Annotated in this window: 14 protein-coding genes, 2 tRNA genes and 3 rRNA genes; 7 read left to right on the plus strand and 12 right to left on the minus strand. The window is 64.4% G+C overall.

The annotated features are described in order from the left end of the window. The first annotated feature begins 13 nt into the window (after nt 1-13). Entirely contained in the window at nt 14-733 is a 720-nt protein-coding gene (locus DKM19_RS40315; protein ID WP_089213581.1) for a response regulator transcription factor, read from the plus strand. Nucleotides 734-1,090: 357 nt separating this feature from the next. Here DKM19_RS40315 and DKM19_RS40320 read toward each other — a convergent pair whose 3' ends face one another. Beyond that, nucleotides 1,091-1,978 (minus strand): phenylalanine 4-monooxygenase, encoded by an 888-nt coding sequence (locus DKM19_RS40320; protein WP_110703373.1) that lies wholly within the window; start codon nt 1,976-1,978, stop codon nt 1,091-1,093. Between the two features lie 120 nt (nt 1,979-2,098). Here DKM19_RS40320 and DKM19_RS40325 point away from each other — a divergent pair, with 120 nt between their 5' ends. Next, a complete protein-coding gene (locus DKM19_RS40325; RefSeq protein WP_110703376.1) occupies nt 2,099-2,566 on the plus strand; it encodes an Lrp/AsnC family transcriptional regulator in 468 nt (155 codons plus the stop codon). A 24-nt stretch (nt 2,567-2,590) separates the two neighbouring features. On the opposite strand, the gene DKM19_RS40330 is transcribed toward DKM19_RS40325, so the two are convergent. Beyond that, nucleotides 2,591-3,223: a TetR/AcrR family transcriptional regulator gene (locus tag DKM19_RS40330; protein ID WP_110703379.1), complete on the minus strand. Its 633-nt coding sequence runs from the start codon at nt 3,221-3,223 to the stop codon at nt 2,591-2,593. A 100-nt stretch (nt 3,224-3,323) separates the two neighbouring features. Here DKM19_RS40330 and DKM19_RS40335 point away from each other — a divergent pair, with 100 nt between their 5' ends. Beyond that, nucleotides 3,324-3,776 (plus strand): nuclear transport factor 2 family protein, encoded by a 453-nt coding sequence (locus DKM19_RS40335; protein WP_110703382.1) that lies wholly within the window; start codon nt 3,324-3,326, stop codon nt 3,774-3,776. 272 nt (nt 3,777-4,048) lie between these two features. On the opposite strand, the gene rrf is transcribed toward DKM19_RS40335, so the two are convergent. From rrf to DKM19_RS40350, 3 genes are all read right to left on the minus strand, one after another. Then, nucleotides 4,049-4,165, minus strand: a 5S ribosomal RNA gene (gene rrf / locus DKM19_RS40340). A 183-nt stretch (nt 4,166-4,348) separates the two neighbouring features. Then, nucleotides 4,349-7,486 (minus strand): 23S ribosomal RNA (locus tag DKM19_RS40345). A 431-nt stretch (nt 7,487-7,917) separates the two neighbouring features. Further along, nucleotides 7,918-9,439 (minus strand): 16S ribosomal RNA (locus tag DKM19_RS40350). Together the 16S, 23S and 5S rRNA genes form the textbook arrangement of a ribosomal RNA operon. Nucleotides 9,440-10,111: 672 nt before the next feature. Between DKM19_RS40350 and DKM19_RS40355 the strand changes: the two genes are divergently transcribed. Both DKM19_RS40355 and DKM19_RS40360 read left to right on the plus strand, forming a co-directional pair. Continuing rightward, nucleotides 10,112-10,513 carry a hypothetical protein gene (locus tag DKM19_RS40355; RefSeq protein WP_110706331.1) on the plus strand — a complete coding sequence of 134 codons (402 nt, stop codon included), beginning with the start codon at nt 10,112-10,114 and terminating at the stop codon, nt 10,511-10,513. Between the two features lie 53 nt (nt 10,514-10,566). After that, entirely contained in the window at nt 10,567-10,794 is a 228-nt protein-coding gene (locus DKM19_RS40360) for a hypothetical protein (protein WP_110703384.1), read from the plus strand. A 16-nt stretch (nt 10,795-10,810) separates the two neighbouring features. Here DKM19_RS40360 and DKM19_RS40365 read toward each other — a convergent pair whose 3' ends face one another. The 7 genes from DKM19_RS40365 to DKM19_RS40395 form a co-directional block, all read right to left on the minus strand. Next, nucleotides 10,811-11,230, minus strand: a complete 420-nt coding sequence (locus DKM19_RS40365) for a PH domain-containing protein (RefSeq protein WP_110703387.1) — start codon at nt 11,228-11,230, stop codon at nt 10,811-10,813. Nucleotides 11,231-11,351: 121 nt separating this feature from the next. Continuing rightward, nucleotides 11,352-11,428 (minus strand) — tRNA-Met (locus DKM19_RS40370). 307 nt (nt 11,429-11,735) lie between these two features. Then, nucleotides 11,736-11,809 (minus strand) — tRNA-Met (locus tag DKM19_RS40375). Nucleotides 11,810-11,883: 74 nt separating this feature from the next. Then, entirely contained in the window at nt 11,884-14,811 is a 2,928-nt protein-coding gene (locus DKM19_RS40380) for a UPF0182 family protein (protein WP_239513852.1), read from the minus strand. 283 nt (nt 14,812-15,094) lie between these two features. Beyond that, on the minus strand, nt 15,095-16,138 hold the full coding sequence (locus tag DKM19_RS40385; RefSeq protein ID WP_110703390.1) for a PDZ domain-containing protein: 1,044 nt from the start codon (nt 16,136-16,138) through the stop codon (nt 15,095-15,097). Between the two features lie 156 nt (nt 16,139-16,294). Next, a complete protein-coding gene (locus tag DKM19_RS40390) occupies nt 16,295-16,720 on the minus strand; it encodes a molybdenum cofactor biosynthesis protein MoaE (RefSeq protein ID WP_110703393.1) in 426 nt (141 codons plus the stop codon). 219 nt (nt 16,721-16,939) lie between these two features. After that, nucleotides 16,940-18,016: an NAD-dependent epimerase/dehydratase family protein gene (locus DKM19_RS40395; protein ID WP_110706333.1), complete on the minus strand. Its 1,077-nt coding sequence runs from the start codon at nt 18,014-18,016 to the stop codon at nt 16,940-16,942. Nucleotides 18,017-18,095: 79 nt separating this feature from the next. On the opposite strand from DKM19_RS40395, the gene DKM19_RS40400 reads away from it, so the two are divergent. Together DKM19_RS40400 and DKM19_RS40405 are read left to right on the plus strand one after the other, a co-directional pair. Then, a complete protein-coding gene (locus DKM19_RS40400) occupies nt 18,096-19,418 on the plus strand; it encodes a zinc-dependent metalloprotease (RefSeq protein WP_110703396.1) in 1,323 nt (440 codons plus the stop codon). Next, complete coding sequence (locus DKM19_RS40405; protein WP_110703399.1) at nt 19,415-19,972, plus strand: NUDIX hydrolase; 558 nt, start codon at nt 19,415-19,417, stop codon at nt 19,970-19,972. Before DKM19_RS40400 ends, DKM19_RS40405 begins: the two co-directional genes overlap by 4 nt. Nucleotides 19,973-20,270 lie beyond the last annotated feature (298 nt).

Below are 20,270 nucleotides of genomic sequence, written 5' to 3' on the forward strand. Positions count from 1 at the left end.
TTGGAGGATCTGGGTGATCCAGCCGCAGTCGGCACTTGATGTGAACGGGGACACACGCACAGCGCCCATGCTGCTGGTGGCCGATCCTGAATCGGCGCTGGTCCATGACCTGGCCGCCGCCCTCGAACGCGAGGGTGTCGAGGTCATGGGCGTCACCGACGGCGCTCAAGCCCTGTTGCAGGCCGGGGCGCTCCGGCCTGACGTCGTCCTCGTCAGCGCCTCGCTGCCGGTCATCGGGGCGGTGGAGTTCATTCGCGCCGTACGGCTGACGCGAGCGATCCCCGTCCTGCTTGGCGTGGGCGAGGGGCATGCTCAGCAGGCCGTACAGGCACTCGCGGCCGGAGCCACCGCATGCGTGGCCCGGCCGTACCGGGTGCCCGAGCTCCTGCCCCTGGTGCAGGCCGCGTTCACCGGCGAGTCAGGGATCCGCCGGATGCTCGTGGTCGGCAAGGTGGAGTTGGACGTGAACGCCTACCAGGTCAAGGTGGACGGCCGGACCGTCCACCTGCCGTTGCGCGAGTTCGAGCTGTTGCACTACCTGATGCGCAACGCGCATCGCACGGTGACCCGCGAGCAGATCATGCGGCATGTCTGGAACTCCACGGACACCACCTCGACCAACACGATCGCCGTACACGTCAAACGTCTGCGCGCCCGCCTGGGCGACAACGACGACCAGCTGATCCAGACCGTACGAGGTGTTGGTTACCGCCTGGTCGACAAGACCTCCTGACGGCTCAGCCGGAAGCGCTCCTGACAGATCCCAGCCGGCAGGCGGGACCTGTCAGCGTGCGGCACAGGGTTCGGCCGGCCAACGGGAACTGGCAGCATGCGCAGAGCATTCGGCCGGTCGACAGGACCTGGCAGCATGCGCAGAGCGTTCAGCCGGTCGACAGGACCTGGCAGCATGCGCAGAGCGTTCAGCCGGTCGGCAGGACCTGGCAACGCACACAGAGATTCAGCTGATCAACGAGGTCTGGCAGCGTGCGTCCTTCGCGCATCCTTGCTCGCCCCGGAAGGCGGCCAGGATGCGCCTGACCGCCCTTCGGCTTGCACAGGCCGGTGGTATTCGGGGCCGGAAGGCCTGCTCCTAACGAACGTCGGCGACCAGTTTGGCGATGATCTCGTCATCGCACGTCGCCCAGAACCCCCCGACCACGTCTTCGAGATGCTCCAGCGAGTCCGCCCTGAAGAGCACATCCTGATATTTCGTGATGTCGTAGTGAGTGGTTCCCATGGCGACAAGATCCAGCGGCCTGATGTCCATGCCGCGAAACTCCTCGATCTCCCCGTAGGAGGACAGGATGCCCGCGCCGTACGCCCGCAGGTCTCCCTGGTCCGTCATCACGCCGAACTCCAGCGTGAACCAGAAGATCTTCGAGATGAACTCCAGCGCCTGCTTGCTCTCGACCCTTCGCGCCGCGTTCCCGGCCAGCCGGTAGAGCCGCGAGTAGCGGTCGGAGGCGAGCGCGTTGGCGTGCCCGATCACCTCGTGGATCACGTCCGGCTCAGGCGTGTAGAGCGGCGTGGAATGGTGCCGGATGTACTGCGTGGAATAGAAGAGCCCGTCCGCCAGTACACCGTAGAAGTCCCTGAGCGGCACCAGGCCGGCCGCCGGGAGATAGCGGAACCCGGTCAACGGCTCCAGCAGGTCGCCGACCTCCTGAAGCTGGGGAATCCGCTCCGCGGGCAGCCTCAGCCGCTCGGCCGCCTCCAGGTATTCGGCGGTCGCGTATTTACGGTGCTTGATCGCCAGCGCCTCGCTGACCAGCGCCCATACCTCGTGCTCCTGATCGGTGTACTCGGCCGTCGGGATGGGAGAGCCGGGCACGTGGCTCACCGCGAGCGCGGCGATCGCATTGCGGCGGGCCCGGTAGACCGGGTCGGCGAAACCGGGATGGCTCTTGGCGAGTTCAACCTCGATCGTGCCGTCGTCACGGGTCGCCGTCGGTGCGAAGTACTGCGCTTCCTCGAACATGCATGGAATGACAGCAATTTCTCGATTCGATGGCAAGAGCGCGCAGTTTCACTGCACGATTTGCCCAGAGGAACGGAGATGCACCACCTTCGGGCTGGTCGTATCGCCTAGTCTGGTGCGATGCCTCTCGACAAGCTGGACAGCCGTCTCCTGGTGACCATGCGCGCCCACCCGCGCATCGGTCTCACCGAGCTGGCCCGCCTGCTCGGCGTGGCGCGAGGCACCGTGCAGGCCCGTGTCGAGAAGATGATCGCCCGCGGCGTCATCGCCGACTTCGGCCCCACGGTCACTCCCGAGGGCGCCGGCTACCCGATCCTGGCCTTCGTCTCCCTGCAGATCGCCCAGGGCCGCCTGACCGAGGCGGTGCAGATCCTGGAGTCCCTGCCGGAGATCCTCGAGGTCTACGGCACCAGCGGCCAGTCCGACCTGCTCTGCCGGGTGGTCGCCCGCAGCACCCCGGACCTTCAGGAGATCATCGCCCGCATCCTGGCCTCCCCCGCGGTCCAGCGCACGGACACCACGATCGCCCTGTCCGTCCAGGTTCCCTACCGGATCGAACCCCTGCTCCAGGCCACTCCAGACGCCTGATCGCGCGAGGTATGAGCCCACGCTTCAGGAATAGGTCCTGACCGCGCCTCCACGGGCTCCGAACGGGCGGAGGCCCTCAAAGACGATGGCAAGGGTACGGCGTTGCAGATCGCGGCCCCAGCCGGCGTGTAGAGCGCCCTGACAGACGCCTGTGAGCAGGGCGATCACCTCATCGAGGTGAATGTCCTCGCGGACGGTACCGGCCCGCTGAGAGCGGGTCAGAAGCGCTTCGATCCCCTCGCGCAGCAACTGCACCGAGTCGGCGACCTGGAGATCGATGCCCGCCTCCGCCAAGAGGCCGACGACGGTCCTCTTCTGCGCCGCCTGCTCGACCATCCGGGTGATGAAGGTGAAGAGCGCCTCACCGGGCGCATCGTCGGTGGCGAGCGTGTCCACCTCCTGGGTGAGCCGTGCAAGGAGGTCCTTCATGATGGCCTGCAACAGGGCCTGCTTGGTGGGGAAGTGCTTGAAGACCGTTCCTATGGCCACTCCCGCACGAGCGGCGACCTCGTCGGTCGACGCCGACGGGCCCTTCTCCGCGAAGACCGCCTCGGCCGCGGCGAGGATGCGCTCTCGATTGCGCCGAGCATCGGCACGCAACGGCCTGGCGCCGGCGGGATCGCTCGTCGCCTCCGGGGAGGACTTCGGGGAGGTCATCTGATCAGCCTTCCTACAGCGTTGACAAAGTGAGTCTCGACTCACCATTATTAAATTGAGTATTAACTCATCTTAGGAGTTCGCCAGGAAAGGATCCACCATGACCGAACCCGCCGTCGTCCCGGGGCCCATCGAGATCTTCGAGCGCATGCGGCAACAGTGGCTCAGAAACAGTGTGGACTTCGAGGAGGACCTGGCCGAGGACGTCGTCATCGAAATGCCCTTCGCCCCGCCAGGTAGCACTCGGCGCTACGAAGGACGCGAGAAGTTCCTCGCCTTCGCCACCCCCGGAAGAGCCGCCTTCGTCCAGCAGTTCACCATTGAAGAGGTCCGCAGCGTAGCCATCCATGAGACCACCGACCCCGAGGTGATCATCGTCGAGTACGAGCTCGCCGGAACGATTAACGCCACCGGCCGCCATGCGGCCTCCCCATTCATCGCAATTCTCCGGGCACGCGATGGGAAGACGGTGCACTGGCGGGAGTACCAGAACCTGCCGGCCATGGCCGCGGCTATGGCCGAAGCCCAAGCACCGATCCCGGTCGAAGAGTGATCGGCGACCGCCCTCGCGTTACCACCGCTCCGACAGATCGCCCCGCAAACGAGGAAAAGGTGTCCGCGCCCCGCAGGTGCAACCCCCTCCCCGGACACGAAGAAACACGAAAAAAGGGTCCGAACCCCGAGGGTTCAACCCCCTCCCCCGGAACACGAAGGAACACAAAAAAGGGGGCCCCGCCGTGTGGCAGAACCCCCCTCGTGAATGCCGGTGGGTGAACGCAGAAAAGGGCCACCCCAACATGGGGTGACCCTTTTCCGTGAAAGATTGTCCGGCGGTGACCTACTCTCCCACACCGTCCCCGGTGCAGTACCATCGGCGCTGAAGAGCTTAACTTCCGGGTTCGGAATGTAACCGGGTGTTTCCCCTTCGCCATAACCGCCGTAACCCTATTAAACAATCAACCACACACGGCGCATACGCCAGCGGTGTTTGCTGTTTCAGAATCACATAGTGGACGCGGGCAACACAATCTGCATACCATGAACCGATCACGCGCTGCTCCGGACCCGGCGAGGATACAGAGCGCAGCGACAACCACATTCACACACACACAGCACTGTTGCTTTGTGGTCAAGTCCTCGGCCTATTAGTACCGGTCAGCTCCACACGTTACCATGCTTCCACCTCCGGCCTATCAACCCGGTCGTCTCCCGGGGGCCTTACCCACTTTCGTGGTGGGAGACCTCATCTCAAGGCGAGCTTCCCGCTTAGATGCTTTCAGCGGTTATCCCTTCCGAACGTAGCCAACCAGCCATGCTCCTGGCGGAACAACTGGCACACCAGAGGTTCGTCCGTCCCGGTCCTCTCGTACTAGGGACAGCTCCTTTCAAGTCTCCTGCGCGCGCAGCGGATAGGGACCGAACTGTCTCGCGACGTTCTAAACCCAGCTCGCGTACCGCTTTAATGGGCGAACAGCCCAACCCTTGGGACCTACTCCAGCCCCAGGATGCGACGAGCCGACATCGAGGTGCCAAACCATCCCGTCGATATGGACTCTTGGGGAAGATCAGCCTGTTATCCCCGGGGTACCTTTTAGCCGTTGAGCGACGGCGCTTCCACATGCCACCGCCGGATCACTAGTCCCAGCTTTCGCTCCTGCTCGACCCGTCGGTCTCACAGTCAAGCTCCCTTGTGCACTTACACTCGACACCTGATTACCAACCAGGCTGAGGGAACCTTTGGGCGCCTCCGTTACTCTTTAGGAGGCAACCGCCCCAGTTAAACTACCCACCAGACACTGTCCCTGATCCGGATCACGGACCGAAGTTAGACGTTCAAAACGACCAGAGTGGTATTTCACCAATGACTCCACCGCCACTAGCGTGACAGCTTCACCGTCTCCCACCTATCCTACACAAGACGTTCCAAACGCCAATGTCAAGCTGTAGTGAAGGTCCCGGGGTCTTTCCGTCCTGCTGCGCGTAACGAGCATCTTTACTCGTAGTGCAATTTCGCCGGGTCTGCGGTTGAGACAGCGGGGAAGTCGTTACGCCATTCGTGCAGGTCGGAACTTACCCGACAAGGAATTTCGCTACCTTAGGATGGTTATAGTTACCACCGCCGTTTACTGGCGCTTAAGTTCTCAGCCTCGCACACCCGAAGATGCGCTAACCGGTCCCCTTAACGTTCCAGCACCGGGCAGGCGTCAGTCCGTATACATCGTCTTACGACTTCGCACGGACCTGTGTTTTTAGTAAACAGTCGCTTCCCCCTGGCCTCTGCGACCCCCACCAGCTCACAAAGCAAGTCTGATCACCAGCGGAGGCCCCCCTTCTCCCGAAGTTACGGGGGCAATTTGCCGAGTTCCTTAACCACAGTTCACCCGATCGCCTTGGTATTCTCTACCTGACCACCTGAGTCGGTTTGGGGTACGGGCCGCCACGACACTCACTAGAGGCTTTTCTCGGCAGCATAGGATCACCCACTTCGCCACAATCGGCTCGGCATCACATCTCAGGATCAATGGACCGCGGATTTGCCTACGGTCCTCCCTACATGCTTACCCCAGGACTACCATCGCCTGGGCTGGGCTACCTTCCTGCGTCACCCCATCGCTTACCTACTACCAGTTCAGGTCAGGCGTTCGGCCTCACCCCAAACACCCCGAAGGGTGCGTGCGGGGGACTTAAGGACCCTTAGTATCACTGGATTCAGTATTGGCGCATCGTAGCGGGTACGGGAATATCAACCCGTTGTCCATCGACTACGCCTGTCGGCCTCGCCTTAGGTCCCGACTTACCCTGGGCGGATTAGCCTGGCCCAGGAACCCTTGGTCATCCGGCGCAGAAGTTTCTCACTTCTGATTCGCTACTCATGCCTGCATTCTCACTCGCACGGCCTCCACAGCTGGATCACTCCGCTGCTTCGCCGGCCGCACGACGCTCCCCTACCCATCCACACACCTAAACCACAAAGGCTCAGCTATTGTGTGAATGCCACGACTTCGGCGGTGTACTTGAGCCCCGCTACATTGTCGGCGCGGAATCACTTGACCAGTGAGCTATTACGCACTCTTTCAAGGGTGGCTGCTTCTAAGCCAACCTCCTGGTTGTCACTGCGACTCCACATCCTTTCCCACTTAGCACACGCTTAGGGGCCTTAGTCGGTGGTCTGGGCTGTTTCCCTCTCGACTACGGAGCTTATCCCCCGCAGTCTCACTGCTGCGCTCTCACTTACCGGCATTCGGAGTTTGGCTGACGTCAGTAACCTTGTCGGGCCCATTAGCCATCCAGTGCTCTACCTCCGGCAAGAAACACGCAACGCTGCACCTAAATGCATTTCGGGGAGAACCAGCTATCACGGAGTTTGATTGGCCTTTCACCCCTAAACACAGGTCATCCCCCAGGTTTTCAACCCTGGTGGGTTCGGTCCTCCACGCGGTCTTACCCGCGCTTCAACCTGCCCATGCCTAGATCACTCCGCTTCGGGTCTACAGCATGCGACTAAAGAGCGCCCTATTCAGACTCGCTTTCGCTACGGCTCCCCCACACGGGTTAACCTCGCCACACACCATAACTCGCAGGCTCATTCTTCAAAAGGCACGCAGTCACATCACAAACAAGGCAAGCCTTGTTTACGCTCCTACGGCTTGTAGGCACACGGTTTCAGGTACTATTTCACGACCCCTCACCGGGGCGCTTTTCACCTTTCCCTCACGGTACTTGTTCACTATCGGTCATCAGGGAGTATTTAGGCTTACCAGGTGGTCCTGGCAGATTCACACAGGATTTCTCGGGCCCCGTGCTACTTGGGATCCCCTCAAACAGTCAACAGGATTTCGCCTACCCGACTCTCACGGTCTACGGCGCCCCTTCCCAGAGGCTTCGACTATCCCACTGATTTCTTACTGTTCATGATCTCGGCAGAGACCATAAGAGGGTCCCACAACCCCGCCCGCGCAACGCCTGCCGGCTATCACACGCGAACGGTTTAGCCTGATCCGCTTTCGCTCACCACTACTCACGGAATCACTATTTGTTTTCTCTTCCTACGGGTACTGAGATGTTTCACTTCCCCGCGTTACCACCAGCCGCCCTATACATTCAGGCGGAGGCAACACCACATGACTGGTGCTAGGTTTCCCCATTCGGACATCCCCGGATCAAAGTCTGGTTGGCGACTCCCCGGGGCTTAACGCAGCCTCCCACGTCCTTCATCGGCTCCTGATGCCAAGGCATCCACCGTGTGCCCTAAAAAACTTGGCCACAAAGATGCTCGCGTCCACTATGCAAATCTCAAACAACAAACAGCGACCGCATCCACCCGACCACCAGACACCCACCCTGTGACAGGTGAGCCGATGTGATCGGAGAGCGGTCCCGCACACGAGGAACAACGGCGCCCACCCCCCTCACGAAGAGGGGAGGTGAGCAAGACGCACGATCGCCACCCGACGGCGGCGACCTGCGATCCGGCCCGTTTCCTCAGGACCCAACAGTGTGTTCGGAACGGATGAACCCCCAAACCGTCGTTCCCACTCCCATGCTCCGAAGAGCGCGGGCGGTACTTGCCGGTCAGCGATCCCGCCGATCCGAGTAGCCAGTGCTCCACTAATGAGCGTGTCACGCAGGAAACATTCGCCCCTGACCGTGACGTAGACCCCGCAGCTTCCGCTGCACGGCCAAGTGCTCCTTAGAAAGGAGGTGATCCAGCCGCACCTTCCGGTACGGCTACCTTGTTACGACTTCGTCCCAATCGCCAGCCCCACCTTCGACCGCTCCCCCCAGCAAGCTGGTTGGGCCACGGGCTTCGGGTGTTGCCGACTTTCGTGACGTGACGGGCGGTGTGTACAAGGCCCGGGAACGTATTCACCGCAGCGTTGCTGATCTGCGATTACTAGCGACTCCGACTTCATGGGGTCGAGTTGCAGACCCCAATCCGAACTGAGACCGGCTTTTAGGGATTCGCTCCACCTTGCGGTATCGCAGCCCTCTGTACCGGCCATTGTAGCATGTTTGCAGCCCAAGACATAAGGGGCATGATGACTTGACGTCATCCCCACCTTCCTCCGAGTTGACCCCGGCAGTCTCCAATGAGTCCCCAACCACCCGAAGGTGTTGCTGGCAACATTGAACAAGGGTTGCGCTCGTTGCGGGACTTAACCCAACATCTCACGACACGAGCTGACGACAGCCATGCACCACCTGTCACCCGATCCGAAGAGGCACCCATCTCTGAGTGTTTCCGGGCAATGTCAAGCCTTGGTAAGGTTCTTCGCGTTGCGTCGAATTAAGCAACATGCTCCGCCGCTTGTGCGGGCCCCCGTCAATTCCTTTGAGTTTTAGCCTTGCGGCCGTACTCCCCAGGCGGGGCGCTTAATGCGTTAGCTACGGCGCGGAAACCGTGGAAGGTCCCCACACCTAGCGCCCAACGTTTACAGCGTGGACTACCAGGGTATCTAATCCTGTTCGCTCCCCACGCTTTCGCTCCTCAGCGTCAGGTAAGGCCCAGAGAACCGCCTTCGCCACCGGTGTTCCTCCTGATATCTGCGCATTTCACCGCTACACCAGGAATTCCGTTCTCCCCTACCTACCTCTAGCCAGCCCGTATCGAATGCAGACCTGGAGTTAAGCCCCAAGCTTTCACACCCGACGTGACAAGCCACCTACGAGCTCTTTACGCCCAATAATTCCGGACAACGCTTGCGCCCTACGTATTACCGCGGCTGCTGGCACGTAGTTAGCCGGCGCTTCTTCTGCAGGTACACGTCAACTTCGTCCCTGCTGAAAGAGGTTTACAACCCGAAGGCCGTCATCCCCCACGCGGCGTCGCTGCGTCAGGCTTTCGCCCATTGCGCAATATTCCCCACTGCTGCCTCCCGTAGGAGTCTGGGCCGTGTCTCAGTCCCAGTGTGGCCGGTCGCCCTCTCAGGCCGGCTACCCGTCGTCGCCTTGGTAGGCCGTTACCCCACCAACAAGCTGATAGGCCGCGAGTCCATCCCCCACCGAAAAGACTTTCCACACCCACCCCATGCGAGGAGGTGTCATATCCGGTATTAGACCCAGTTTCCCGGGCTTATCCCAGAGTCGGGGGCAGGTTACTCACGTGTTACTCACCCGTTCGCCGCTCGAGTACCCCGAAGGGCCTTTCCGCTCGACTTGCATGTGTTAAGCACGCCGCCAGCGTTCGTCCTGAGCCAGGATCAAACTCTCCAAACAATGTCTGAAAAAGTTCACCCCAGCTGAAAGCACCCACTCCACCCCGCACCACAGATGGCGCACGATGACAGCGGATGTATCAACCAAAGGAATCCGTCCCCCACCAAGTAGGTGGGATGAACGGGGTTGTGCATCATGCACTGGCTTTTAACACACTGTTGAGTTCTCAAGAAACGGACGCGTACACCCTCCGCCGACCCTGTTACGGGCCCGACGTCCGGGGCGTTCGTTCTGTTGTGCTGTGTTCCGATCTTACCAGGATCAGGCGGTTTAAGGAAAACCAGCGCTTTACACACCGTTTCGCTTGTCCCGTCGAATCCGTTAGGATCTCGACTACCCTGTTTCCAGGGCAACCCTCTAAACCTACCGAGACATCCGCTTCGTGTCAACTTTGCAGACACGTCCGATTTGCCAGGACCAGGGCAGAGGGGGTGCTGGGCGGTTCGCCTACCCGGAGATTCAAGGCCCCGGGGCTCTTCGCCCTGCAAGATGAACACTACCAGGACTCTCACGTAACAGAGACAACTTGCCAACCATCCCCGAGCCTCGCGCGTCTCAAACGTTCGTAGGAAGTCGAAGCGCGCAACCAGACGTCAAGCCGATCGCAACCGACTCTGGATACGAAGTACTCGCGAGGGTCAGAATCCTGACTCCGCCGTGGAGGTGAGCACCATGACCCGCTCGGAGTTCGACGACATCCGCGCGCACATCGACGCGGAGGCCGATCATCCAGGTGACCTGTTGAGGGTTGCCAGGTCTCTGCTGAACGACCTTGAAGACGCACGGATGCGAGAGGCGACCCTCCGCGCTTACTATCTGCGTCTTCTCACCGCGGCACGGGCAACGGTCGCCGCGGAGACGGCCGGCTATCCGGAGCCGTTGACCTTCCTCACCGACGAGCTCGCCAAACGCGGCCAGCTCCCGGTAACCGAGGAGGTGAATCGGATCCTGGCCGATGCCCACACCGCGGCCGCGTTACTGGCCTGCCTGGAGCAGTCCCCTGTCGCGGTGGCGACCACCTCCGGTCCCCGTTCCCGGAGATGCGGGGGCACAAGCCGTAGCCTCCCGCGATGAGGCATTCCGCGTCATTGACCTGGTCTTGAACCAAGATCTGTAAGACTCCAGGCATGGTGCAGCGAGGGCTGAATTGGGCTGCGACGACCCTCGTGGGCGTCTTCGGCTTTGTCTGGATCGGTGTTGTGGTGTTCGCGACCATCGACGCACCGACATGGGCACGAGTGGGGCAGGCCTCCTTCGGGGCCTGCCTTATCGCATGGGCTCTCTACAAGGCGGTCCAGCTGCTCCGCCGTACCGAGCCCAGGTTCGTCCCCCGGCACCGCCGGGTCAGAGCCTGACCGCCTGGAGAACGGGTTAGAAGCCTCTCCGGAGCGAGCGCAGCTGGTCGGCGACCTCCTGGCACGGGGCGCCGAGGTCGAACCGGCTGAGGAGGAAGATCCCCTCGCCGGTGTCGATCTCCAGAAGCTCCGTGCGAGAGGTGAAACGGGTCTGCGTGTCCACGCGCACCCGCTCGATCATGCTCCATGGCAACCGCTCGGAGCCGGCGAAGCCCTTCACCACCACGAGCCCCTCCCCGTCGGCGCTGAGCCGTACAGGAGCGAGGACGTCGCGCAGAGCCAGTACGGCCGCGACCACGGTCGCGGCGCCCGCCAGGAACGCCCCGCGCAGGTCACCGAGAGTCAGTACGGTGACCGCCGCGAGGACAAGCGTCGCGACGATCTTCAGGATGAGAAACTCCCGGCGCACGCGCCAGTGCAGGACCCCTTCGGACATGTCAGCCACGCTACCCCTCGGTTTTTTGGGACACGTACGGCGGAGCCACGCCTCGACCTTGACGCGGGGGTTTCAGGAAAACGACGAAGGCCCTGATCTCTAGGAGATCAGGGCCTTCATGTGGTAGCGGGGACAGGATTTGAACCTGCGACCTCTGGGTTATGAGCCCAGCGAGCTACCGAGCTGCTCCACCCCGCGTCGGTGTATGTCTAAACCTTATCGGTCTTCCCAGGCGGACAGCAAATCAACGCGAGGGTTACCTGGTCAGCTCGGCGGGCGACCATGACGGCCGACGGATTCCGGCCCGGAGCGGAAGCTCCTGGCCCTCTGGAACGCAAGACCGGCGATCGTCCGGTTGATCGATGTCGACGGCCGGCACGCACGGGACCCGCCCCAGAGCGCATCGGGCGATGCCTTGCCTCCGGGCTGGCCATGGCAATCCGGCCGGGGCCGGACACAAAAAAGTCCCGGCCTCCGATTTCTCGGAGACCGGGACTTCCTTTAGTAGCGGGGACAGGATTTGAACCTGCGACCTCTGGGTTATGAGCCCAGCGAGCTACCGAGCTGCTCCACCCCGCGTCGGTGTATGTCTAAAGACTACCCGGCTTTGGCGGTGGACGCGAATCAAATAGCGCTGGGCTCCGTCGAGCCTCCTAGGAACTCGGCAGTGGCGTCGGCGCCACCGACGGTGTCGCGGAGGGCACCGGTGTCGCCGACGGAGCCGGGGTGGCGGTGGACGTCGACGACGGTACGGCTGTGCCCTTCAGCTTCTTCAGGGCCGCCTCCAGCTCCTTCTGGGCCGCGCCGTACTCCGTCCAGTTGGGCGGGTTGGACGCCAGGGCCGCCTGCGCCTTGTTGTACGCCGCCTGCGCCTCGTCGATCACCTTGGCCACCTCGGTGATGGACTCGTTCCCCTCAGGCTGGGCTCCCTCAGGCTGCTGGGCGGTGTCCGGGTTGGCCGGTTCGGCACCGGCGCTGGTCCCGAAGACCTGCTCCAGCGCGCCCTTGAGCGTGTCCGCCGAGCCGACCTTGCTGCCGTACGCCACCAGGACCCGGCGAAGGATCGGATACGGCTCCTGGCCGGAGGCCGCGGCGATCTCCACGTAGACCGGTTCGACATAGACCAGACCGTCGGCGAACGGCAGGGTCAGCAGGTTGCCGTAGCGGACCTTCGCCTGTCCGAGACCGAGCAGGTTGAGCTCGCCGGAGAACTTGTTCTGGAAGTTGTTCTGCACCTGACCCGGGCCGGGGATCGTGGTGTTGGAGGGCATGCGCAGGATGCGCAGCTTTCCGTAGTCCGGTCCCGGATTGGCGTCCACGGCCATGAACGCGGCCAGGTTGGGACCCTGGCGCGGCACGAACGTGGTGGTCAGCGAGAACGACGGGTCCGAGGTCTTCGGCATCTTGACCGACAGGTAGTACGGCGGCTGCTTGATGCCGGCCTCGCCCGACGGGTCGTTCGGGACGTTCCAGAAGTCCTGACCGCTGTAGAAGGCGTTCGGGTCCTGGATGTGGTACTGGGAGAGCACGTCACGCTGGACCTTGAACAGCGCCTCCGGGTAGCGCAGGTGCTGCCTGAGCTCGGGGGACATCTCCGTCTGCGGCTTGATGACGCCCGGGAAGGCCTTGCGCCAGGTCTGCAGGATCGGGTCCTTGTCGTCCCAGGCGTACAGGCTGACGGTGCCGTCGTAGGCGTCGACCACGGCCTTGACCGAGTTACGCATGTAGTTGATCTGGTCGCGCGGCTGCGGCACCACCAGGCGCGGGTCGGTGACGGTGTCGCGCGTCATCGCCTCCAGGCTCTTGCTCTGGGAGTACGGGTAGGCGTTGGAGGTGGTGTACGCGTCGGCGATCCAGACCACCCTGCCGTTGACGATGGCCGGGTAGGGGTTGTCGTCCATGCTCAGGAACGGCGCCACCTTGGCGATGCGTTCCTGCGGGTTGCGATCGTAAAGGATCTTGGAGTTCGCGTTGACGTCGCTCGACAGCAGCAGGTTGATCTCACCGTACTTGGCGGCGTAGAGCATCCGGTTGAGGAACGAACCGACCGGAACTCCGCCCTTGCCGTCGTAGGTGGTGTTCTTCTGGCCCGTACCGCCGCTCTCGGGGTAGTCGAGCTCCTGCTTCCCCGTGCCTCCGACGATGACGTAGTCGGTCGAGCCCGGGGCCTCGCCGAAGTAGATCCGAGACTCCTTGAGCTTCGTCCGATCCACCAGGGCTCCGGTGACCGGCATGTCCTTGGCGTCGAAGTTGGGCAGGCCCTCGGAGTCGACCTCGTTGCCGGGCGCGGCCACGAAGCCGTAGCCGTGGGTGTAGACGAGGTGACGGTTGATCCAGTTGTTCTGCTCCGGCGGCGGGCCGGTGAGCTCGCGCACGGTCACGACGGTGTCGCGCATCGTGCCGTTGGGATCCGGGTAGCGGTCGACGTCGAGCGGGTCGTGGAAGTCGTAGTAACCGCGAATCCGCTGCTTCTGCTGGTAGGTCTTGGCGACCAGACTCGGGTCGAGCAGACGCACACCGGAGATGGAGCTGTCGGCGGTGACGTTGACCTTGCTCGGGTCACCCTGCGCCGTGTAGTCGATGACCTCGGATTTATCGACCCCGTAGGCTTTTCGAGTCGCGTCTATGTTGTATTTGATGTATTCCTGCTCCTTGCCCTGCTGGTTCGGCTTGACCTGGAACTGCTCGACCAGGGCCGGATAGACCCCGCCGATCAGGATGGCCGAGAGCACCAGGAGTCCGAAGCCGACGCCGGGCAGCATGCCGCCGGACCGTACGACTCCGGCGAAGAACAGGGCGGCGCAGATCAGGGCGATGATCGCCAGGATGGTCTTGGCGGGAAGCACCGCGTTGACGTCCGTGTACGAGGCGCCGTTCCGGAAGCCCCGATCGGAGAAGACCAGCCCGTACCTGTCGACCCAGTAGGCGACCGCCTTCAGCAGCACGAAGATGCCGAGCAGCACCGACAGATGCACCCGGGCCGCGCGAGACGCGTGCATGCCCGGGGACTGGATCCGGAAACCGCCGTACAGGTAGTGCACGATCGCCGACAGGATGGCGGACAGCACCACCGCCACGAACAGGAAGTTCAGCACCATCCGCAGGAACGGATAGGTGAACATGAAGAATGAGATGTCCATCTTGAACAGCGCGTCGGTCTCACCGAACGGCGTTCCGTTGATGAATTCCAGCCAGGTCTTCCACTGGCCGGAGAACGACGAGCCGGCGAACAGGCCGAGCACCGCCACGCCGATCAGGAAGATCAGCTTCCGGTGCGGGTCGAGGGCCATCCGGTATCGGTCGGCGCCGCTGGCGCCGCCGAACATCCCGGGACCGAACATCGGCCGCATTCGGTACGCCATCAGCATGTTGCCGCCGACGACGCCGACCATAACCAGGGCGCCGACGACGAACAGCAGGATCTGGGTGACGATCACACCGGAGAAGACCGCCGTGTATCCAACCGAGTTGTACCAGAGGTAGTCGGTGAAAATACCGGCGAAGAGAAAGAACAAGACGACGATCGCAACGAGGGCGATCGCGACAGGAAGTAGCAGTCGCGGCCGGCGGGGCAAGCGCATTGCCCTACCGGCTCCGGGGGTCCGGAAGCTCAAGGCCAACCCCTTGTCGTAAGAGCACGGTCGGTTTTTGGCAACCTACACCGGCGAGGGTTCGGTCGCGTTAGGCCTCTCGGGCACGGTCCGGCCACAACTCCCGCAGGTCTGGGGTCCAGCGGTACCAACGTATGGGAACCCGGATGAGTGCCCCATCCACGATCCGGAACCCTAAAAGACTTGATCGCCCTCGACGGTTCCCGCCAAACATCCTCGGCTACCGGGCGTGTTCAGGCCCGGGCCACGGCCGTCAGCTCGCCGAGCAACTCGGCGCGGAACCGCCGGTGCGGATCTTGTCGATCGCCTGCGCCGCCTCGTGGAGCGTGGCGACCTTGACCAGGGTCAGTCCGCGGGGGATCGCCTTGACCGCCTCCGCGCAGTTGTCGGCGGGGGTGAGGAAGACCGTCGCTCCGGAGTCGCGGGCGCCGACCATCTTCTGCTGGATGCCGCCGATCGGGCCGACGTCGCCCTCAGGCGTGATCGTTCCGGTCCCGGCGATGGACTTGCCCCCGGTCATCGCCCCGGGGGTGAGCTTGTCCACGATGCCGAGGGAGAACATCATCCCCGCGCTCGGCCCGCCGACGTCACCGACGTTGATGGTCACCTTGAAGGGGAACTTGTAGGCGACCTGCATGCTGATGCCCACCAGGGGGGTGCCGTCGGTGGCCGCGACGGTCGGGACGGCGACCGTCTGGCTCTGGCTGCCGCGGTTGATGACGAAGGTGACCTGCTCGCCCACCTTGTGCTTGCGAACGATGGCGGAGACGGTCTCGCGGTCCTCCGCGGGCACGCCGTCCACCGAGACGATCTCGTCGCCGCTCTTGAACTTCCCGTCGGCCGGCAGGTCCTTCTCGGTGGAGGCCACGGTCACGACCGTCCTGTAGGGGATCTTCAGCTCCGTCAGGGCCGCCGCGGTCGCGTCGTCCTGGGAGCCGGTCATCTCCTGGGTGTTCTGCTCCTCGACCTCTTTCGCGGTGGTCGCCGGCGGGAAGATCGTCTCCTCCGGCACGACCGCGATGGTCGGGTCCACCCAGCCCCTGAGTGCGCTGAACAGGCCGATTCTGGCGCTCGGCCCGCCCTGGTAGGCCACGGTGACGAGGCTGAGCGCGCCCGTGGTCGGATAGGTCTGGCGTCCCTCGATGCTGATGACAGGCTTGCCCTTGACGGCGCCGATGGTGTTCTCGGTCGGTCCGGGACTCAGCACGACGTACGGCACCGGCAGCAGGGTGCCGACAACCGCGAGTGTGAGCGTGAGAAAGCCCGCCACCATGAGGGTCAGCACTCGTCGGGACATGGGGTAGAGCTTATGCGGTACGGCCGGGCATGACGTCCTTGCGGTCCGCCCTCCCGCCGATGTCGCGGCCCACGCCCGATCTCCCTCGCGGACACCGCTCCAGCGGCCCGCGCCCGGTCTCCCTCACGGGCTCGGCGAGGCGGCCCGCGGCCGGTCTCATTCGCAGGCCCCGACCCATTCGGCTGAGCCGTCCGCGAACAGCTGGTTCTTCCAGATCGGGACCTCGCTCTTGAGGTCGTCGATCAGTCTCCGGGAGGCCTCGAACGCCTCGCCGCGGTGGGGGCAGGCGACCGCCACGATGACCGCGATGTCGCCGAGCCTCAGGTCTCCGACCCGGTGCACCGCGGCCAGCGCGGTCACCGGGAAGTCCGCCGCGACCTTCTCGGCCACCCGTCGCAGCTCATCCTCGGCGCTCGGGTGTGCCGAATAGGAGAGCAGGGTGACCGGCTTGCCGTGATCCTGGTCGCGCACCGTGCCCACGAAGATCGTCGAACCGCCCGCGGCGTGATCGCCGATGGCTCCGAACACCTCGTCGACGGAGAGCGCGCTGTCGCGAATACCGAGCAACCGGATGACATCCACGTCACAAAGAGTACCGCCCCAGGGAAAAACCCCCGGGGCGCGAGCCGTATTTAAAAACTTGGAAAAGAATTCACCCGCGGCACTCTTGGTGGCCCCGCACACGGTGCTCCCGCAGAAGGCGCCCCCCGGCGAGGCGCCTTACGGACGGCGCCTTCGACGGTGACGCCCCCTACGGACAGCACCCTCTGCGGACGGCGCCTCCTACGCGGACAGCGCCTCCTACGGGCGGCGCTTCTTGCGGGCGGCGTGGACGATCGCCGCGGTACCGAGGACGGCGACGGTGGCGCCGGCGGCGGCGGTGATCGTGGCGTCCTTGCCGGACAGACGGCGGCCGACGACCGCGTGCCGGCCCTCGCGCAGCTCCAGGAGCTGCTCGAACGAGGCCTCGTTGGTCCACAGCGGTTTCCATCCAGCCGTGCGCAACGCCGCACAGTCGACCACCCACGGGTAGACGACGTAGTGCAGGTCGGCGGCCGGTGCCGGGGTGATGCCCAGCCGGTGCAGGCGCTGGGCGGTGCCGAAGGTCAGTCCGGCGGGCAGCTCCAGCCGTTTCAGCCCGGAGATCTCCTCGACCTGCTCCTGCTCCAGCCAGCCCTCACCTCCCACGGCCACCACTCCGGAGACCGTGCCGAGCGCGGCCATCTCCAGGGCTGAGACCAGATCGTCCACATGGCAGAACTGCCAGCGGGGATCACAGCCCTTGACGGTGAGCAGCCTGGGCGCCTCGAAATGCCGGGTGACCACGCTGTCCACCCCGGGGCCGACCACGGCGGCGGGCCGGACCACGGTCACGTCGAGACCCGGATGACTGCGCAGCGACCGCCGGGCCAGCGCCTCGATCTCCAGGTGGTCACCGACCACTCCGGTATCGGGTTCGGCGGCCACCGCGGAGTCCTCCGGCAGGGGGACGGGGTTGTCGGGGACCGCGCCGTACACCATGGCACTGGTGACCAGCACGACGCGGCGCACCCGGGCGGCGGCGCTGGCGGTGAGCACCGTCTGAGCCGCGCGCAGGTTGTAGGCGCGCCGCTCCGCGGGGTCGGCGTCGAGCGCGTAGTCGGCGGACAAATGGACGAGCACATCAATGTCGGAGATCCGGTTCGCCAAGAGCGGATCTCGGACGTCGAGCACCCGCCACGTGACGTCGGGCACGTCGCCGCGCTGCTTGTCGATGGCCACGACTCTGCGGAAATCCGCAGACGAGGCGACTTTCGCGACGAAGGCACGGCCGATACCCGAGGCCGCGCCGGTGACGGCGACGACCGGGGGCCGGGAGCGTTTCGAGGTAGGCACCAGGTCCTCACTTTGCACTGACCCGCCATGCGACGGATAACGTGGCGGATGTGGACTCCTCCATCCTGCACGAGGTAGAGCGGTGACTGACTTGCCAGGTCGGGAAAACGACCCCAACGAAAATCCGTTCGCCATGTTCGGCAACCCGGAGCAGATCGCAGCGGCCATGCGGCAGTTCGCGGACATGCTCTCCGCCCCACCGAGCTCAGGTCCCGTCAACTGGGACATGGCGAAGAACATCGCACGGCACGTCGTGGTCGCCGAGGGCGACCCGAGTGTCATGGAAGGCGAGCGGCGCCAGATCGTCGACGCCCTGAATCTCGCCGACCTGTGGCTCAACGAGGCCACCGCACTGCCGAGCGGGGTGAGTAACCCCCAGGCGTGGAGCAGGTCCGAATGGATCGAGAAGACCGTTCCCGTCTGGCAGAAACTCTGCGACCCCATCGCCGCCCGCATGGTCGAGACCATGAGCGGCACGCTCGGCGCCGCGGGTCTGCCCGCCGAGGCCCAGGCCATGGCCGGGCCGCTGATGGGCATGATGAAACAGATGGGCGGCATGATGGTCGGCCAGCAGATCGGCCAGGCCATCGGCTCCCTCGCCCGCGAAGTGGTCGGCTCCACCGACATCGGCCTGCCCCTGTCGGACAACGCCGCCCTGCTGCCGGGCGGCATCGCGGCGTTCAGCCAGGGGCTGGAGACTCCCGCCGAGGAGATCCGCCTGTATCTCGCCCTGCGCGAGGCCGCCCATCACCGGCTTTTCCAGCACGTGCCGTGGCTGCGCACGCATCTGCTCGGCGCCGTGGAGGAGTACGCCAGGGGCATCACGGTCGACGCGTCCGCCCTGGAAGAGCAGCTCCGCGGACTCGACATCAACAACCCCGAGCAGCTCCAGCAGGCGCTGAGCGGCGGCAACCTGCTCAAACCCGAGGAGACCGAGCGCCAGAAGGCCGCCCTGTCCCGGCTGGAGACCATGCTCGCCCTGGTCGAGGGCTGGGTCGGCACGGTCGTGGACGGCGCCGCCGAGGGCAAGCTTCCTTCTTCGGCCGCGCTCTCGGAGACCGTACGGCGCCGCAGGGCGACCGGTGGCCCCGCCGAGCAGACCTTCGCCACACTCGTCGGCCTCGAACTGCGCCCCCGCCGCCTGCGCGAGGCCGCCGCTCTGTGGCAGGCGCTGGAGGCGGACCGGGGTGTGGACGGCCGTGACGCGGTCTGGGGCCACCCCGACCTCATGCCCACCGCCGACGACCTCGACAACCCCGAGGGCTTCGTCCGGGGCGAGCCCGAGCTCGACCTGTCGTTCCTGGACGCTCCCCGGCAGGATCCTTCCGGCGAGGGCACCGAGCACGACGAAAGCGGCGAGGACGGCGACGGCAAGAGTGGTGGCGGCAAGGGCGACGGCGCGTGAGCCTGCGTGCCGACGCACGGAGCGTGCTCGCGGGATGGACCGCGCCGACCGCCGAGGAGGAGCTCCTGCGCAAGGAGTTTCTCGAGCACGTGGACGCCCACGAGGACGCGATGTGGCGCGAGTGTGTTCCCGGTCATCTGACGGCCACGACCGCGGTGCTCTCTCACGACGGTGAGCGGGTGCTGCTCACGCTGCATCCCAAGGCCGGGATGTGGCTGCCCATGGGCGGCCACATCGAGCGCGACGACGTCTCGATCGAGGCGGCGGCGCTGAGGGAGGCCACCGAGGAGTCCGGCATCCCCGGCCTGCGGCTGCTGCCCGGCCCTCTGGCCCTCGACCGGCATCGGGTCTGGTGTCACCCACCGCACAGCCACCACCTGGACGTGGAGTACGGCGCGGTCGCCCCGGCGGACGTCGAGGCCGTGATCAGCGACGAGTCACTCGATCTGCGCTGGTTCCCGGTGGAGGAGATTCCCGAGCTCTCCGACGAGGCGACCCGCCGCCTGGCGCGCCGCGCTCGGGAGATCATGCGTGCCGAGGAACACGCTCGGTAACCGGAGGGGCGCTGAGAGCCCTGAAGGACCCTGGCCTGCCGGGAGCCCGACGGTGCTCTGGCCCGCGGGGAGTCCGGCAAGGCCCTGACCCGCCGGCGGTGCCCCCGAGGAGCACCGACGCGCGTCACGTAGGCCGAGACGCGCGCCACGCGAAGACCCTGTCCGGAAAGCCCTTGATCCCGAAGCTGGAAACCCCGTCCCAGAAAAACCTTGATCCGGAAATTCATGATCCGGAAAGGCTCCGCTCGGGGAAAAGCCATGGTCATGAAAAGTCATGACATACGCCGCTTAGGTCGAT

Origin of the sequence: Streptosporangium sp. 'caverna' (assembly GCF_003203775.1) — a bacterium.
GTDB classification, from domain to species: Bacteria; Actinomycetota; Actinomycetes; order Streptosporangiales; family Streptosporangiaceae; genus Streptosporangium; species Streptosporangium subroseum.